Origin of the sequence: Halorussus aquaticus (assembly GCF_024218795.1) — an archaeon.
Classification (GTDB): Archaea; Halobacteriota; Halobacteria; order Halobacteriales; family Haladaptataceae; genus Halorussus; species Halorussus aquaticus.
Genome location: NZ_CP100400.1, coordinates 2733227 through 2748312, shown reverse-complemented (window position 1 = coordinate 2748312; position 15086 = coordinate 2733227). Strand labels below are relative to the sequence as shown.

Below are 15086 nucleotides of genomic sequence, written 5' to 3'. Positions count from 1 at the left end.
TCGGTGCCGGGGAGTCCGGACCCCGTTCTGGGAAGCGACGCGCTGAACGTCGGAGTCGCGACGCTCGTCGCCGGACTCTTCGTCGCGCTCCCGTACGTCCTCAGAAATCGATTCGACAGGCGGCGGCTCGCGGTCGTCGGGGGTCTCGCCTACGCGGTCGTCTGTCTCGGCGCGTGGGCCGGTGCGAGGTTCGTCGCGGACGCCTTCGTCGCCGGGATGACCGCGGACCCGGCCGTCTTCGCCGGGTGGACGTTGGCCGGTGCAGTCGTCCTCGGCGCGCAGGCCGCGGTGCCGTACTACTGCTTCGCTCGCTGGCGACTGGTCGCGCCGCTCGCGGCGCTGTTCGCCGTGACGGTACTGATACTGCCGCCGTTCCTGAGCGTACGCGGAGAATCGGACCCGCTGGCGCTCTACGCGCTCGTCTTCGGTCCGTTGTTGGTGGGACTGACTTGTCTCGGCGGCCTCGCGGAGTACGCCGTCCGGCAGGTCGCGCTCGACGGACGGTAAGGTCAGTCCGGCGACTCCTCGTTCCCCATTCGTCGGGCGGGCACTCCGGCGACCGTCTCGCCGGGCGGCACGTCCTGTGTCACCAGCGAGTTCGCGGCCACGCTCGCGCCCTCGCCGATTTCGACGCCGGGGAGGATGATTGCGCCCGCCCCGATCATGGCTCGCTCGCCGACGACCACCTCGCCGGTCCGGTACTCGTCCTGCAGGAACTCGTGGCAGAGAATCGTCGCGTCGTAGCCGACGATGGCGTGGTCCTCGACCGTGACGAGTTCGGGCCAGAACACGTCCGGCGTCGATTCGAGTCCCCACGAGACGCCTTCGCCGACGGTCACGCCGATGCTCCGGAGGAGGAGGTTCTTGAGTTTGAGGCTCGGCGAGACGCGCGCGAGGACGATGACGACGTAGTTCAGCGCGACGCGGAGCGGACTCTTGGCACGCGTCCACGACTGGAGGGAGTTGCCCGGTCCCGGGGTGGCGTGGTGCGCGATGCGGTCGTGACGTCGCGTCTCGTCGGTCTCGTCCGTCTCGTCGATGTCGTCGGGCACGGGCGGGGATTAGTGGGGTTCGGTCTTGAAAGTAGTTGGTCGCCGGAGCGGTCCTACTCGGAGTACGCCCCGTCGATGACCTCGAAGTACGGTTCGAGGTCCGTCGCGACCTCGGTCAGTTCCACGCGACTCTCCGCGGGATCGTACTCTACGACGTCGGCGTCTTCGAGTCGCGGCAGGTGGTTGTGGTGGAGCATTGTCGCGGTTCGCTCTCGCCGGTCGGCCGTCACCGCCGACGGGTCCACGTCCTCGACGCGGGCCGCGGTCGCCTCGGCCAGTCTGTCGAGGGTCGCCGACCCGTCGAACTCCCGGAGGGCCGCCACCGCTCGTCGCCGGGTGCTGTCGCCGAGCAGGTCGAACGCTTGGTCGGTCGTCAGCGATTCGGCGGAGGCGTCGTGCTTGGACATGTCCGCGGAAACGACCAGACGGCGGTTTGTTATGGGTCGCTTGGCGCGTCACAGGTCGCGGCTGAGAGCGGATAGGTCGTGACTAAGAGCGAACAGGTCACGACTACGGGAGGACAGGTCGGCACTGAACGGTGAGTAGGTCCCGGTTACTCGCCGCGGAGAGCGGCGACGTGGTCGATGCGACGCTGCACGAGGTCGGGTTTGCCGATGTCGTGGCGCACGTCGAGTCCCTCCTCGCCAGCGACCGAGAGGGCCTCTTCGGCGATCTCCTCGGCCGCGGTGATGGTGTCGGCGACGCCCACGACCGCGAACGCCCGCGAGGTGGTCGTGTAGATACCGTCGTCGCGCTCGTCCACGCTGGCGTAGAACAGGAGCGCGTCGCCCGCGTTCTCCTCGGAGATTTCGACCTTCGCGCCAGCCTTCGGGTCGGTCGGGTAGCCCTCGGGGACGGCGTACTTGCAGACCGTGGCCTTCGGCGCGAACGAGAGTTCGGGCAAGTCGTCGCCCTCGCGGGCGGCGACCAGTACGTCGAGGAAGTCGGTGTTGAGGACCGGCAGGGTGTTCATCGCCTCCGGGTCGCCGAACCGGGCGTTGAACTCCACGACCTTCACGCCGTCTGCGGTGAGCATGAACTGGCCGTAGAGGACGCCCTTGTAGCCCGAGAGCGCGTCCACGGTGGCTTCGAGAACGTCGAGCGCCTCGCGGTAGTCGTCCTCGGTCATGAACGGGAGTTCGAGTCCCGAGTCGCTGTAGCTTCCCATCCCGCCGGTGTTCGGTCCCTCGTCGCCTTCGTAGGCGCGCTTGTGGTCCTGCACTGCGGGGGTGACCCGCAGGTCGCCGTTCGCCACGAACGCCTGCACGGTGAACTCCTCGCCGACGAGGCGCTCTTCGAGGACCACGCGGTCGTAGTCCGAGTCCCGGAGGTACTCCTTGGCCTCGGCTTTCGTGACTTGGTCGCCGATGACCCGGACGCCCTTCCCGCCGGTGAGTCCGGCGGGTTTCACGGCGAGGTCGCCGTCGTACTCGTCGATGTACTCGCAGGCGGCCTCCACGTCGTCGAACGTCTCGAAGTCGGGACAGCCCGGAACGTCGTTCTCGCGCATGAACCGGCGCTGGTAGGCCTTGTCGGTCTCGATGCGGGCCTCGGCCTCGTTCGGGCCGAAGGCGTAGATTCCGGCGTCGTCCAGCGCGTCGGCGACCCCGGCCGCCAGCGGCCCCTCGGGACCGACGACCGCGAGCGTCGCGCCCACGTCCTCGGCGTAGGAGACGACCGCGGTGGCGTTCTCGGTGTCGAGCGTCTCGAACCCCTCGGCGAGCGCTGCGATGCCGGGGTTGCGGTTACCCGCGCAGGCGTAGAGGGCCGCGTTTCCGTCGGACTGCGAGTCCGACGACGTCCCGTTCGCTCCGCTCGCGGGACCGCTCTCGGTCAGCGCCCGGGCGATGGCGTGTTCGCGGCCGCCGCCGCCGACCAGCAGGACTGTTTCGCTCATGCTCGGACGATGTAGGCACGGGAGTGTAAAGGTTGCTCTTACCGGCGTAAAATGTATGCACGTACGTGGATTAAATCTCGCGACTGTTCGCAGTGCGATAGATGTAGTCGGTAAATCACCGGCGGAACGTACGTTCGCAATCGTCGTTACAGGGCGTTCAGTTACGAGTGGTGCTCTGGGATCTGATAGACTGAAACCGTGACTCTGCCCACCGAACAGCGGCCGATGTGTCGTTGTGGATCACCCCTTTGATACCGGTATCGTTCGAAATGACGAGTCCACATTCAACCCAGACGTTCGTCGTCACGATATACAGTCCGTACGGAAGCGAGTCGGCTTCGTAAAGCGAGAACAGGTCAGAATCGAGAAGGTCAGTTGTTCTGTCCTCGTACTGGGTGATTAGCTGGTCGAGCACGCCCGACGTCAGTACCATTTCGGTACTTTTCGACTCGTTCGTTACCTGGTCATGAACCGTCTTAACGTAAGACCGGAGGAAAAACGGCGATGCTACGCGGATTTGTCGGGACCGTTCGAACAGTTCGAGTACGTGAGTTATCGGCCGATTGGGTTCACTCGACGTCGATTCGATCGCCCGTGCCCCACGAAGGAACTCCGCAGATAGTGGTGCGTTTACCGACAGAGGACCCAGTAACTGGACCACTTCCTGTATACCTGCCAAGTTTGCCCGCTGTAGGCGATACTCCGACGAAGCCAGTCGACCGGCCAGAGTCGTCCGGTATCCGTCGGACGTTCGTTCGACCAGGCCATTTACTACTAACTTTCTAATGTCGCGGTCGACCGTGGAACGAGGAGTTTCAAATCTGTCGATAATGTCTCGTTTGTTCTTCGCAGGCGTGCTCTGAAGGAAGTCTAGATAGTGGACTCGGTCAAACAACACCCGAAGTAATCCGTCGGATTCCTTCATACCAATTGTAACGTCAACAATCACATATATCTACCCGTATTTAATCATATGAATAGTAGAAAAGTATATAAGAAATCGCCATTCTACGACCAATTCTCATGTAGTTAAATCAATCTTCTAGCCCCGCATAATATTAGATGGTGTTCCCACCAGATGTCAAAAAAGGATTGGCAGACTGACGCGCACCAAGAAAAGCTAAACGACCAGATTCCCGATGGGAGTGGCTGTGCTGAAACCTGGGCGGCGCTTTCGGAGATGCGTGAAGAGGACGCAACAGGTCGGAGGGACTTCCTCACTCATGTCGGACTAACGCTCGGAGTGTTCTCCGTCGGTGGAAGTACCCTCTCTTCACGAGTTAGTGCGAGCGGTGACGTCAACCCCGACATAGAGACGCGTTCACTCAAGGGACGTGAACGAGGGCAGCTGCTTCGCCGTGCGAACCGTTCCGAGGACGTGCGACAGATTGCCCGTACCCTCGGGGAGAAACCGAAACCGACTGCGGTGTTCGAGTACAGCGTCAACGACGACACTGGTTACGGCGTCACCTTCGGTAGAGAAGAGGAACGGGATACCACCATCCGTTACTACGAATCGTCCGCGTTCGACGACGGCGTCACCGCCCTCGGTGGCAAGCCCGTCGGTGACGGTATCCGTGCGGTCGACGGCAACCACAAGACGACAATGGAGTTTGGAACCCCTCTCGTGAAGGAGGTTGCGAAGAAGGTACCCGAGAATGCCGTCGAGAAAGGAACTGGCGACGGTTCGCTCGCGCGTGAGGAGGCAATCCTCCTCCGCAACTCGGAGCGGTTCGACGTTTACGTACCCATTACTCGCGGCGGCGACTTCGAGGGCCGCGTCGTTCTGACCGGGTCCGGCGAACCAACGAACGTGACGACGACCGACCTTTCGGTCGCGCCCAAACAGACTCAAGATGGCGTCTCTACGCAGAACCACATTGTCTGTGGTCCGTGGGGAACGGTGTGTACGGACTACTGCACCGTCCTCTGTTCGTCGCTCGCCGGACTGTCCGGAGCGGCCTGCACCGCCGCATGTAGCGGGACTGTCGCCGGAATCCCCATTTCACCGGGTTGCGGAGCGATCTGTGCCGGTGTCGTCGGAGGGACGTGCTACGCGACGTGTACGAACCTTACCGGACATTGATTACCCCGGCCATGGAAACTATGGCAAAGGTGGTCATTGTATGACCTCACTTGTCCAACACTCGGTAGCAGAACTGGGGTCGCTCCTCGTCATCGCCACCGTCGTCGCCGTCATGATGTGGTCCATGACGGACGTTACTGGCGTCTCTCGCACCGTAACGGCCGGGATCACGTGGGTCGTGGCGTTCGGAGCAGCAGCGGTCGGAATGTGGCTACTCCGGTCCTGATCTGCCTCCGATGCGTCTCGACAACCGTTTCGGATGTGGAAAATCGAGGCGGCCGTTGACAGTCTTCGCTCAGTGCGAAGATTCGGTCCGGCCACTCTCGTATCTACCCCCTTCGTGACGCCGGAGGGCAATTCGTCGTGTGTCGGTCGTAGTTACGTTCCGGAAAGCCCCGACTTTACGTCCTTCAAGCCCCTCGGTGGAACCATGAGCGAACCCGACGCCGACCCGACCGAGCGGAATCGCTTGGACGAGCAGAAGAGTCCGTACCTCCGCCAGCACGCCGACAACCCGGTCAACTGGCAACCGTGGGACGACGCCGCCCTCTCGGCGGCCGAGGAGCGCGACGTGCCCATCTTCCTGTCGGTCGGCTACTCGGCGTGCCACTGGTGTCACGTCATGGAAGAGGAGAGCTTCGAGGACGAGGACATCGCCGAGGCGCTCAACGAGAACTTCGTCCCCGTCAAGGTGGACCGCGAGGAGCGCCCGGACCTCGACAGCATCTACCAGACCATCTGTCAGGCCGTCTCGGGCCGGGGCGGGTGGCCGCTCTCGGTCTGGCTCACGCCCGACGGACGACCGTTCTACGTCGGGACCTACTTCCCGAAGGAGGCCAAGCGCGGCCAACCCGGTTTCCGAGACCTGCTCTCCAGCATCGCCGACTCGTGGGCCGACGACGAGGACCGCCGGGAGATGGAGCGCCGTGCCGACCAGTGGACCGACGCCATCGAGGACGAACTCGAATCAGTGCCCGACCCCGGCGAAACCCCGGGCGAGGACCTGCTCGGAAGCGCCGCCGACGCCGCGGTCCGGTCGGCCGACCGCGAACACGGCGGATTCGGAACCGGCCAGAAGTTCCCGCAGGCCGGGCGCGTCCACCTGCTCCTGCGGGCGGCCGAGCGCGCCGCTGACGCGGGCGACGCCGACAGCGCCGCGGAGTACCGCGAGGTCGCCACCGAGGCGCTCTCGGCGATGGCCGAGGGCGGTCTCTTCGACCACGTCGGCGGCGGGTTCCACCGCTACACCGTGGACCGCGAGTGGGTCGTCCCCCACTTCGAGAAGATGCTGTACGACAACGCCGAGATTCCGCGGGCGATGCTGGCGGGCTATCAGGTCGCGGACGACGACAGATACGCAAAGGCCGCCCGCCGGACGTTCGAGTTCGTGGAACGCGAGATGACCCACGAGGAGGGCGGGTTCTACAGCACGCTCGACGCCCAGAGCGAGGGCGAGGAGGGCAAGTTCTACGTCTGGACGCCCGACCAGATTCGGGAGGCCGTCGACGACGACGAGTGGGGCGGCGAACGCGCGGACGCCGACACCGCCGCCGACCTGTTCTGCGACCGATTCGGCGTCACCGAGTCGGGTAACTTCGAGGGGAAGACTGTCCTGACCATCAGCGAGTCGGTCACAGACCTCGCCGACGAGTACGCGATGGACGAGCGAGCGGTCGAGGAGACCATCGAGGACGCTCGCGAACAGGTCTTCGCCGCGCGCGAGGACCGAGTCCGCCCGCGACGCGACGAGAAGGTGCTGGCGGGGTGGAACGGCCTGATGATTTCGGCACTCGCGGAGGGGGCGCTCGTGCTGGACGACGGCGAGCGGTGGGCGGACCTCGCGGCGGACGCGCTCGGATTCGTCCGCGAGCGGCTCTGGAACCCCGACGAGGACGGCGAGTCGGGACGCCTGTTCCGGCGGTACAAAGATGTTTCCGAGTCGCGCTCGGAAGCTCGTGAGACTGAGTCTCACGGTGGCGACGTGGCCATCGAGGGCTACCTCGAAGACTACGCTTTCCTCGCGCGAGGTGCGCTGAACCTGTACGAGGCCACCGGCGACCCCGACCACCTCGGGTTCGCGCTCGACCTCGCGGAGACCATCGAGGACGAGTTCTGGGACGCCGACGCGGGAACTATCTACTTCACGCCGGAGACGGGCGAGGAACTGGTCGCGCGCCCGCAGGAACCGAACGACCAATCGACGCCCTCCAGTCTCGGCGTCGCGGCCGACACGCTGCTCGCGCTGGCCGAGTTCAGGCCCGACGACGAGTTCGCGGACGTCGCCGAGCGCGTGCTAGAAACGCGGGGACAGCAGATTCGCTCGAACCCGCTCCAGCACGCCTCGCTCGCGCTGGCGGCCGACCGATACGCGCGTGGCTCTCTCGAAGTGACGATGGCCGCCGAGCGACTACCGGACGCGTGGGTGGACGAACTCGGCGACCGGTACTTGCCGACTCACCTGCTGTCGCGCCGCCCGCCGACCGACGAGGGAGTGTCGGAGTGGCTCGACCGACTGGGACTCGACGAAGCACCGCCGATTTGGGCCGGGCGCGGCCAATCGGGTGGCGAACCCACGGTCTACGTCTGCCGGAACTTCGCCTGCTCGCCGCCGAACACGGACCTCGCCGACGCGCTCGACTGGGCCGAAGGCGGCCAGTAGCTACGACACACCGACCTCGGCACGCCGCGTCGGCCTCCCACGTTCTTCGAAAACGATAGGAAGACCGACGCCAGTCCACAGATTTCCGTCTATCGGTGCGAAAGATTATTAAACATACATATTCAACTATTCCGCGAATGAGTGCTGGGAGTTCCGGCCGTCGGCGTGACGATTCGGAAGCCGATACCACCGACGAAGACGGTGTGACGCGGTTCTTCGACGTCCTTCAGGACCTGAAGTCCGACGGCTGTAATCTGCTAGTCGTCGGCGATGCGCCGCGTCGCCTGTTCACCGAGGCGAGCGGTAGCCTCCTCGGCGGGACCGAAGAGCGCCGATACCGCCTGCTCGCTATCACCGACGCGAGTCCTCAGAGCGTGGTCAAGCGCTTGCCCGACCCCGAGGAGATTCAGGGGTCGTTCACCGAGACGACCGAAGTTATCAACCACGCCTCGCCGCCCCGGTCGGTCGTGGACGCCGGTGACCGACCCGAAGCGCCACCGTTGGCTATCTCCGAACGACGAGTCGTGGACCCCCAACTCGCGGGCTTACAGGCCGAGATTGCCGAGTCGATGGCGACGTTCAATCGCCACTCCGGCGGTCTCGCACCCGCCCAGTTGCGCGTCGGGATGGATTCGCTCGGTGCCCTGTTCGAACATTACGACCACGACGTGGTCCGCCGATGCCTAGAAGTCGTCACGGGCTACGTCCACGACTACGACGCGATGGGTCACTACGTCCTCACCGAACCGTACGGAAGCGACCGCGTCCAGAGATTGACGGACGAGTTCGACGCCGTCGTCGAGGTTCGGGCCGTCGATTCTGCGAGACACGACCACCACACCGAGGAACGCTGGCACGTCCCGAGCCGCGACCTGATAACCGACTGGCTCCCCCTCTGAGACGCCCCTCTCGATTCCTAACGGAGGTCCACCAATATGCGCCCGCGACTCGACCCGCTCGACCACGCGACGGGAGTGGAGATACTCGACCCAATCGAGAACAACCGGTACGTTCTCCACACTCCGGAAACGGTCTCTCCGACTCCCGCCGACACCGACGCGTTCGTCTATCCGGTTTCAGTCGCCTGGCGAGTCACCACCTCGGGAATCAGGGTACCGTACAACGTCCCCGTCGTGGTCGTTCGGGACGCCGACGACGGGTCCCACATCATCGACGCCGGCCACGACCGAAGCTTCGAACTCGACGCCGACGAATACCTGCTCGAAGTGGACGCGCCCGTGAAAACCTACGTCCGAGTCGCGTCGTCGCTCGTCGTCGAGGCGACCACCGAGTACGTCGAGATAGCGTTCGGTGGCGAGACCACGATAGAACTCGGCGCGCGGTCCAATCACTCCTCGCCCGCGGGGACGGTCACGGTCCCCGACGACCCGGAGGCCGTAATGGAGGCCCTCTCGACGTTCGGGTCGGGGTTGAAGACGACGACCTGCGAACGGTCGTGGCCGACGCTCCGCGGCCATCCGCCGCTCCTCGAACGCGGCGACGAACTGGCGATTCCAGACGACATCGACGCGCCCGATACCGGAGTCACGCTCCGCGTCCCGGCCGATTACGAGCACGTCTGCACTGTCGCACCGCTGGCCTACTACCTCGGCGCGACTGTAGTGCCCGACGAGAGACCGAGACTGACCGCAGAGACCGGCTTCAGCCACCCCCTCGACACGGAGCGCGGATTCGAAGACGAGGTGATTCGTGTCCTGAAACAAGCGTTCCTGCTCGACTGCGTGACCCGAACCGAGGGGTTCCACCCGATGGACATGGCCGAGCGACGCGCGGTCGAATCGGTGACCGACCTCGACTTCGCCGACCTGTACGGGGCGGCGCTCGGCGAGCAATTGGCGGCGTACCTCTCGGTCCCGTACTCGGCACTGACCGACGCGATGCCCGCTTGGAGTCGGACCACTCACGTTCGACCCGTCGCCGACAGCGTCGAACTGCTTCCGTTCGTCGCCAGAGACCTCTCTCTGGTCCGAGTCCAATCCTCCGCGACGGACCCGTCGTCGTCACCCGGTTCGACGGCATCGACGGACGGGTCTCACCCCGACCAGCACGACGCGCTGAGCGCGTTCAAGCGCGGACCGCAACTCGACGGCGGCGGTCTCGGTCTCCCGACCGACGCCGACTCCCGAGCGACGGGCGTCCCGGACTCCAGCGAGTACGTTCCGCTCCCCGAGACCGACTCCATGGAGCGGGCGTGGGTGGGCGATGGAACGCCGGTGCACGGGGCGAAACTCCTCGCCTCGGCCTTCGACCACGACAGGACCGAACCCACCGACGGCATCATCGACGTGACCGTCGTCTGCAACGACGAGCAGATGCGCGAGGAGTGGGACACGGTCTCGGAGGTGTACGGCACGCGGGACACGGTCCCGTTCGACGTCGATTGTCGGTTCGACGTTTCGACTGCCGAACTCCGGTCGCTGTTGGCCGAAGACCACGACCTGTTTCACTTCATCGGTCACATCGACGGCCGCGGGTTCGCGTGTTCGGACGGTATCTTGGACGCCGAAACGGTCGAGGAGACCGGCGCGACGACCATCCTGCTCAACGCCTGCCGGTCGCACGATCAGGGCGTCGCGCTGGTGGAAGCGGGCGCGCGCACGGCCATCGTGAGTTGGGGCGACGTGGACAACCTCGGAGCGGTCGAAGTCGGCGAGACGTTCGCGCGTCTGCTCAACTACGGGTTCGGCGTCGGCGCAGCGCTCGAAATCGTCGAGGAGTACACCGCAATCGGCCGCCACTACCTCGTCGTCGGCGATCCTAGCGTGACCATCGCCCAGTGTGCCGACGGCAACCCGCTGATTTACGACTTCGGTCTCGACTACGACTCGACGACGGTACCGGCCCCCGACGAGGAGGTCTCCGTGACCCTCGTCAGTTACGCGACCGAGGAGTATCCGATAGGCGCGGCGGCCAAGCCCCAGTTCCAGAGCGCGGAGGACCCGGACTTCTACCTCGTTCCGGGTCGAATGATGACGTTCACGAACTCCGGGGCGAAGGTCGAGGAGACGCTGAGCGACTACTCGGCCCCGGTCGTCGTCGGGGGGGAACTCCACTGGACCGACGAGTGGTTCGCGGAGGGCGACCCCGACGAGTAGCCGCGAAAAGAGGAACCGGTGGCGCTCAGACCATCACGTCGCTGTCGTGCAGTCGTTGGGCGAGGTACCGGGCCGCGGGTTGGTCCTCGCTCTCCTCGAAGCGCGCGACTTCCTCGTCGCCGCGTTCGACCACGATGGTCGGGATGAGCGTCACGTCGTACTCCTCGACCCCCTCGCCGTCCTTGTTCTCGTCCACTTCGTGGACGTCTATCTCGTCGTTCGGAACGCCCGCGGCCTCCAGCGCGGCGAAGAAGTCGGGGAGGACGTCGTGACAGTCACCGCACCAGTCGGCACCCCACACTCGGTAGGTGACTTCGCCGACGGCGGCCTCGATGATGTCTACGCTCTCGCTGTGCGCTTGGGCGTCCCACGTCGGGTCCGGTTGCGTCGTATCCATGTCCGTGTAATTGTCGCGCGACCGCTTTAGTCGCACGGGTCGCGGCGGAGTATGCGACGCTATCGGGTCGAGTCCGACTCGAAGACGCCGAGCGACACCTGCCCGTCGAGGTCCGCATCGCCGCCGGAGTCGCCGTCCGCGTCGGGGGGTGAAATGCCATCCGAATCAGCGTCACGGTCATCGTCGGCGGCGTCGTTCTCCGCTCCCTCGTCGGACGCCACGTCGTCACCGGCCCACGCGTCTCGAAGCGACAACTGACCGTCACGGTCGGGGTCGGCGGGGTCGCCGCCGTCCGCTTCGCCGTCTGTCGGAGCATTCGAGCATTTTGCGTCCGCCGTCCTCCCGTCTGTCGTCACCCCGTTCGACGACTCACCGGCCGCCATCCCTCCGTTCGACGACGCTTCCTCTGCCCTCTCCACGTCCGATGTCTCCCACTGGTCGCCGAGCGAACGTTGGGCGTCGGAGTCGTCCTCGTCGTCCGCTTCTTCGACCGACCTCCGGGATGCCGACTCGCTCCCCGTCTCGTCTGACCCCGACGAGTCGGTTTCACCTCCGTTCGTTCCCCATCCGTCGCCGAGGCTCGACTGCTCGGCGTCCGCGAACGAGAGGTTCGAGACGCGGACTCCGACCTTCCGGACCTCGACGCCCGCGAACTCCGCGAGCAGTTCCAGCGCGACTTCCTCGACCAGTCCGGGGTCGTCCACCGGACCCGGGAGCGACTTCGCGCGAGTGTTCACGTCGTAGGGCGGCGTCACCGCTTTGATGCCGATGGTCCGATACATCGCGCCCTTCCGACGCGAGCGGTCGGCCACCGCCTCCGCGAGGGTCCGAACCTGCTCGCGCTTTCGCTCGTCGTCGTCGGTCGCCTCGGTGAACGCCGACTCCCGCGAGAGGCTCTTGGGGCGGCCTCTGGGCGTCACTTCGCGCTCGTCCTCGCCGCGCGCCCGGCGGTGCATCTCCGCGCCGCGCTCGCCGAATCTGGACCGGAGGTCCGCGCGGTCGGCCGCCGCGAGGTCGGCCGCCGTCTCGATGCCCATCTCGCGCAACTCGCGGGCCGTGACGGGGCCGACGCCGTGAATCTCTCCCACGTCGAGGGGCGCGAGGAACTCGCTGACCTCGTCGGGTCGCACGACCACGAGACCGTCGGGCTTGTCGTGGTCGCTGGCGATTTTCGCGGCGGACATGTTCGGTGCGACCCCGACGCTGGCGGTCACTCCCACCTCCCGGTCGATGCGGTGCTTGACGTGGCGCGCGAACCCCTCGGCGACCTCCCACCCGGTCCGGTCGGTCACGTCGAGGTAGGCCTCGTCGATACTGACCTCCCGCACCACGTCGGCCGACTCGTGGAGAATCTCCTTGACCTCCGCACTGACCGCCTCGTAGTGGTCCATGTCCACCGGCCGGTAGTAGCCCGCGTCGTCGGGGTCTACGTCGGTGTCGGGGTCCTCGGCGTCCGCCATCCTCGGCAGGCGCTCCAGCGCGGTGCTGATGGCCTGCGCGCTCTCGACGCCGTACTCCCGGGCCTCGTAGCTCGCGGTGGCGACGGCACCGTGGGTCTGGCCGCCCTCGTACCCCATTCCGACGACGACCGGTTCGCCCTCCAGTTGCGGTTCCCGTCGTCGCTCGCAGGCCGCGTAGAAGCAGTCCATGTCCACGTGGAGGACTATCGGGTCGTCACCCTCCTCGTCCGGAGTTCCCGGTAGGTGCGACCCGCCACCAGTCATTGGACGACGTTGGTTTCCGAGGTGGGTTAAAGGTTCAGTTCGGGTCCGGTCGGTCTCCCTCGGGTCACAGGTCAGGCGATTTCGCCGTCGCGGAGCAGGTCGGCGACGACGTGGACGTAGAGGACGCCCGCCGTGAACAGCGCGTAGACGGGCGCGAACAGCGCGAGCGCCGCGACGAGCGCGCCGCCCACCAGCAGGTGGCTGAGCAGTCGGTGGACCTCCAGCGTCCGGGTGTCCACGCCCTCGAAGACCTGCTCCTGTTCGGTGAATGCGAAGACGGGGTCGGTCACGCACCGCCGGAGGTGCGACCAGTCGCCCGCGTGGTAGCGGGCCACGACGAAGTGGTCGAGATCGACGAACACCGACAGGAGGACGCCGTAGGCGAACAGGACGGCCGCTTCGAGGGGGACCGAGACCGGGAGCGTGAAGACGAGGAGCAGTGAGGCTATCGCGCCGAGCGTCGCGTGTTCGGGGGACTTCATCTGACGGGCCTTCGGAGGCGGGGCAATTAATTCGTCGGGGTTAGCGGCCGACAGGCGACCGTCCGGTCGGTATCGGGCTACGATTCCGGGTCGGTGACGGGGATATCGACGGCGTCGCTCGCGTCGGTCTCGTCGGCGTCGCCGCGGAGACTCGGAATCGAGTCCGCGTCTGGTATCCTGTCGGTGACGGTCTCCGGCACGCCGACCTCGATTCCGTCTCGCAGTCGGTAGTCGCGGTCCACCGCGCGGAACCGGCGGTAGAACTCGGCGAACGAGCGGGCCTCCTCCTCGGTTCCCTCGAAGGCCTCGGTTATGGCGTCCACGTTCTCGCCGAGGTACTCCGTCAGCGGGTGGTCCTCGCCGTACCGCCGTCGAGACTGCTCGTGGAGGAACTGGCCGACGGTGACGCCGCCTTTGCCGGTGTACGTCACGATGGTGTCCTGATTCTCGTAGACGATTTGCCCCGCGAACAGCGCCGCGCCGACGTAGTTCGTCGAGACGCCGAGTTTGGTGGCGACCGGTTTGAGGACGGTCATGGGGACGCTACTGTGTTCCATCAGCCACGAGGCGATGTGGTGAGTAGTCATGGTGGGTCTGCGTAGGTAGTGGTTTGGGACGGGTTACTGTTGTGGCAACCCGCCCGTTCTCCCGACAGCACGGGGACTGCCGAACGGACCCTACGACCGTCTTCGGGGCCGTTTCCTTTTTCATAGAGAATCGCGTCCCGGAGACATGGACCGGAGACGATTCCTCGGTGCGTCCGGCCTCGCGATAGGAATCGGTGGTCTCTCCACCGGGTTCGCAGACCGCCAGTCGAAGCGCTCGTCAAGCAGTCCGCGGAACTCGACACGGACGGACGACACTGTCTCCGCGAAGGTCGACCTCCACGCTCACCTCCAGCGGGGCGGCGGACAGCAGATGGCAGACAGGTACGCCGAGTTGGGGTTCGACGTTCTGGTGGGTACGGACCATCACGACGATATCGGTGTCGACGGAAGCGTCGAAGCCGAAACGGTCGGCGACTACTCGCATCTGGAGTTCCCTGGTCCCATCTTGAACGGGGTCGAGTTGTCCGCATCGCATCACGTCAACGTGATACAGTCCGACGACGAGATGATAAAGCAGATCAATCATCCGATGCGGTACGACGACACGGCAGACGATATCAACCAGTTAGCCGACCGAGTCGGTGCGGACCTCGTCGAAGTCACCGAACGCGGAGAGGATATTCAGGGGTATCCGACGATTGCCGACGCTGTCGAACAGTTAGACGCGACGCCGACAACCACGTCCGACGCTCACAGTCCAGAGGCAGTCGGAGCAGGGCACGTCGTCGTCGAGGTCGAGGAACTGTCCGGCGATAACGTTATTCGGGCGCTCAAGCAGGGACGCTATTCGCTCGGTGGACGGTTGTGGTAAATTAGCACCACAGATTTCACGCCGCACGGAATCGGTCGCCGAAACGTTCGAGGATTCTGCCGTCGGTCCTCGAACGACGAAGACGACGAGAGAGAGAGTCGTAGGACGATGCTGACACCGTTGGTCGTCGAGGAGTTCCTCTCGATGCTGGAACCTCGTTTGGTCGCTTCCGACGAGAGACACTCGGTTCGAGGACCGACTCCGATTCAGCGAGAGTGACACCGTGCTGCGTGTGCGCTGTGTATTTAGTGAGG

At 65.2% G+C, this 15086-nt stretch carries 15 protein-coding genes; 7 read left to right on the top strand and 8 right to left on the bottom strand.

Features of this window, described 5'->3' with window-relative positions; translation table 11 throughout:
* Positions 1–3 precede the first annotated feature (3 nt).
* On the top strand, positions 4–507 hold the full coding sequence (locus tag NGM06_RS14125) for a hypothetical protein (RefSeq protein WP_254267578.1): 504 nt from the start codon (positions 4–6) through the stop codon (positions 505–507).
* 2 nt (positions 508–509) lie between these two features.
* Here NGM06_RS14125 and NGM06_RS14120 read toward each other — a convergent pair whose 3' ends face one another.
* The 4 genes from NGM06_RS14120 to NGM06_RS14105 all read right to left on the bottom strand — a co-directional run bounded on the left by NGM06_RS14120 (position 510) and on the right by NGM06_RS14105 (position 3874).
* The gene (locus NGM06_RS14120; protein ID WP_254267577.1) at positions 510–1052 is read right to left on the bottom strand and encodes an acyltransferase; all 543 of its coding nucleotides are present in this window, start codon (positions 1050–1052) and stop codon (positions 510–512) included.
* Positions 1053–1105: 53 nt separating this feature from the next.
* Positions 1106–1459, bottom strand: coding sequence for a DUF7344 domain-containing protein (locus NGM06_RS14115; protein ID WP_254267576.1), 354 nt, complete (start codon positions 1457–1459; stop codon positions 1106–1108).
* A gap of 146 nt (positions 1460–1605) precedes the next feature.
* Positions 1606–2949, bottom strand: coding sequence for a phosphoribosylamine--glycine ligase (gene purD / locus NGM06_RS14110; protein ID WP_254267575.1), 1344 nt, complete (start codon positions 2947–2949; stop codon positions 1606–1608).
* Positions 2950–3106: 157 nt separating this feature from the next.
* Complete coding sequence (locus tag NGM06_RS14105; protein WP_254267574.1) at positions 3107–3874, bottom strand: helix-turn-helix transcriptional regulator; 768 nt, start codon at positions 3872–3874, stop codon at positions 3107–3109.
* Positions 3875–4027: 153 nt separating this feature from the next.
* On the opposite strand from NGM06_RS14105, the gene NGM06_RS14100 reads away from it, so the two are divergent.
* The 5 genes from NGM06_RS14100 (at position 4028) to NGM06_RS14080 (ending at position 10810) form a co-directional block, all read left to right on the top strand.
* Positions 4028–5035 (top strand): hypothetical protein, encoded by a 1008-nt coding sequence (locus NGM06_RS14100; protein WP_254267573.1) that lies wholly within the window; start codon positions 4028–4030, stop codon positions 5033–5035.
* A 40-nt stretch (positions 5036–5075) separates the two neighbouring features.
* On the top strand, positions 5076–5261 hold the full coding sequence (locus NGM06_RS14095) for a hypothetical protein (protein ID WP_254267572.1): 186 nt from the start codon (positions 5076–5078) through the stop codon (positions 5259–5261).
* A 204-nt stretch (positions 5262–5465) separates the two neighbouring features.
* A complete protein-coding gene (locus NGM06_RS14090; RefSeq protein ID WP_254267571.1) occupies positions 5466–7694 on the top strand; it encodes a thioredoxin domain-containing protein in 2229 nt (742 codons plus the stop codon).
* Between the two features lie 137 nt (positions 7695–7831).
* Positions 7832–8593 (top strand): DUF7504 family protein, encoded by a 762-nt coding sequence (locus tag NGM06_RS14085; RefSeq protein ID WP_254267570.1) that lies wholly within the window; start codon positions 7832–7834, stop codon positions 8591–8593.
* Positions 8594–8629: 36 nt separating this feature from the next.
* Complete coding sequence (locus tag NGM06_RS14080; protein ID WP_254267569.1) at positions 8630–10810, top strand: CHAT domain-containing protein; 2181 nt, start codon at positions 8630–8632, stop codon at positions 10808–10810.
* A 25-nt stretch (positions 10811–10835) separates the two neighbouring features.
* On the opposite strand, the gene NGM06_RS14075 is transcribed toward NGM06_RS14080, so the two are convergent.
* From NGM06_RS14075 to NGM06_RS14060, 4 genes are all read right to left on the bottom strand, one after another.
* Entirely contained in the window at positions 10836–11207 is a 372-nt protein-coding gene (locus tag NGM06_RS14075) for a thioredoxin family protein (RefSeq protein WP_254267568.1), read from the bottom strand.
* Positions 11208–11266: 59 nt separating this feature from the next.
* Positions 11267–12931 carry a DNA polymerase IV gene (dinB, locus tag NGM06_RS14070; protein ID WP_368410446.1) on the bottom strand — a complete coding sequence of 555 codons (1665 nt, stop codon included), beginning with the start codon at positions 12929–12931 and terminating at the stop codon, positions 11267–11269.
* 71 nt (positions 12932–13002) lie between these two features.
* On the bottom strand, positions 13003–13413 hold the full coding sequence (locus tag NGM06_RS14065) for a hypothetical protein (RefSeq protein ID WP_254267567.1): 411 nt from the start codon (positions 13411–13413) through the stop codon (positions 13003–13005).
* 77 nt (positions 13414–13490) lie between these two features.
* A complete protein-coding gene (locus NGM06_RS14060; protein ID WP_254267566.1) occupies positions 13491–14000 on the bottom strand; it encodes a hypothetical protein in 510 nt (169 codons plus the stop codon).
* 145 nt (positions 14001–14145) lie between these two features.
* On the opposite strand from NGM06_RS14060, the gene NGM06_RS14055 reads away from it, so the two are divergent.
* Positions 14146–14832: a PHP-associated domain-containing protein gene (locus NGM06_RS14055; RefSeq protein ID WP_254267565.1), complete on the top strand. Its 687-nt coding sequence runs from the start codon at positions 14146–14148 to the stop codon at positions 14830–14832.
* Positions 14833–15086: the final 254 nt, after the last annotated feature.

Coding starts and splice junctions, on each gene's coding strand:
- NGM06_RS14105 (WP_254267574.1), bottom strand. CDS start 3,874: ATGAAGGAATCCGACGGATTACTTCGGGTGTTGTTTGACCGAGTCCAC.
- purD (WP_254267575.1), bottom strand. CDS start 2,949: ATGAGCGAAACAGTCCTGCTGGTCGGCGGCGGCGGCCGCGAACACGCC.
- NGM06_RS14080 (WP_254267569.1), top strand. CDS start 8,630: ATGCGCCCGCGACTCGACCCGCTCGACCACGCGACGGGAGTGGAGATA.
- NGM06_RS14090 (WP_254267571.1), top strand. CDS start 5,466: ATGAGCGAACCCGACGCCGACCCGACCGAGCGGAATCGCTTGGACGAG.
- NGM06_RS14100 (WP_254267573.1), top strand. CDS start 4,028: ATGTCAAAAAAGGATTGGCAGACTGACGCGCACCAAGAAAAGCTAAAC.
- NGM06_RS14060 (WP_254267566.1), bottom strand. CDS start 14,000: ATGACTACTCACCACATCGCCTCGTGGCTGATGGAACACAGTAGCGTC.
- NGM06_RS14055 (WP_254267565.1), top strand. CDS start 14,146: ATGGACCGGAGACGATTCCTCGGTGCGTCCGGCCTCGCGATAGGAATC.
- NGM06_RS14075 (WP_254267568.1), bottom strand. CDS start 11,207: ATGGATACGACGCAACCGGACCCGACGTGGGACGCCCAAGCGCACAGC.
- NGM06_RS14095 (WP_254267572.1), top strand. CDS start 5,076: ATGACCTCACTTGTCCAACACTCGGTAGCAGAACTGGGGTCGCTCCTC.
- NGM06_RS14115 (WP_254267576.1), bottom strand. CDS start 1,459: ATGTCCAAGCACGACGCCTCCGCCGAATCGCTGACGACCGACCAAGCG.
- NGM06_RS14065 (WP_254267567.1), bottom strand. CDS start 13,413: ATGAAGTCCCCCGAACACGCGACGCTCGGCGCGATAGCCTCACTGCTC.
- NGM06_RS14085 (WP_254267570.1), top strand. CDS start 7,832: ATGAGTGCTGGGAGTTCCGGCCGTCGGCGTGACGATTCGGAAGCCGAT.
- dinB (WP_368410446.1), bottom strand. CDS start 12,931: ATGACTGGTGGCGGGTCGCACCTACCGGGAACTCCGGACGAGGAGGGT.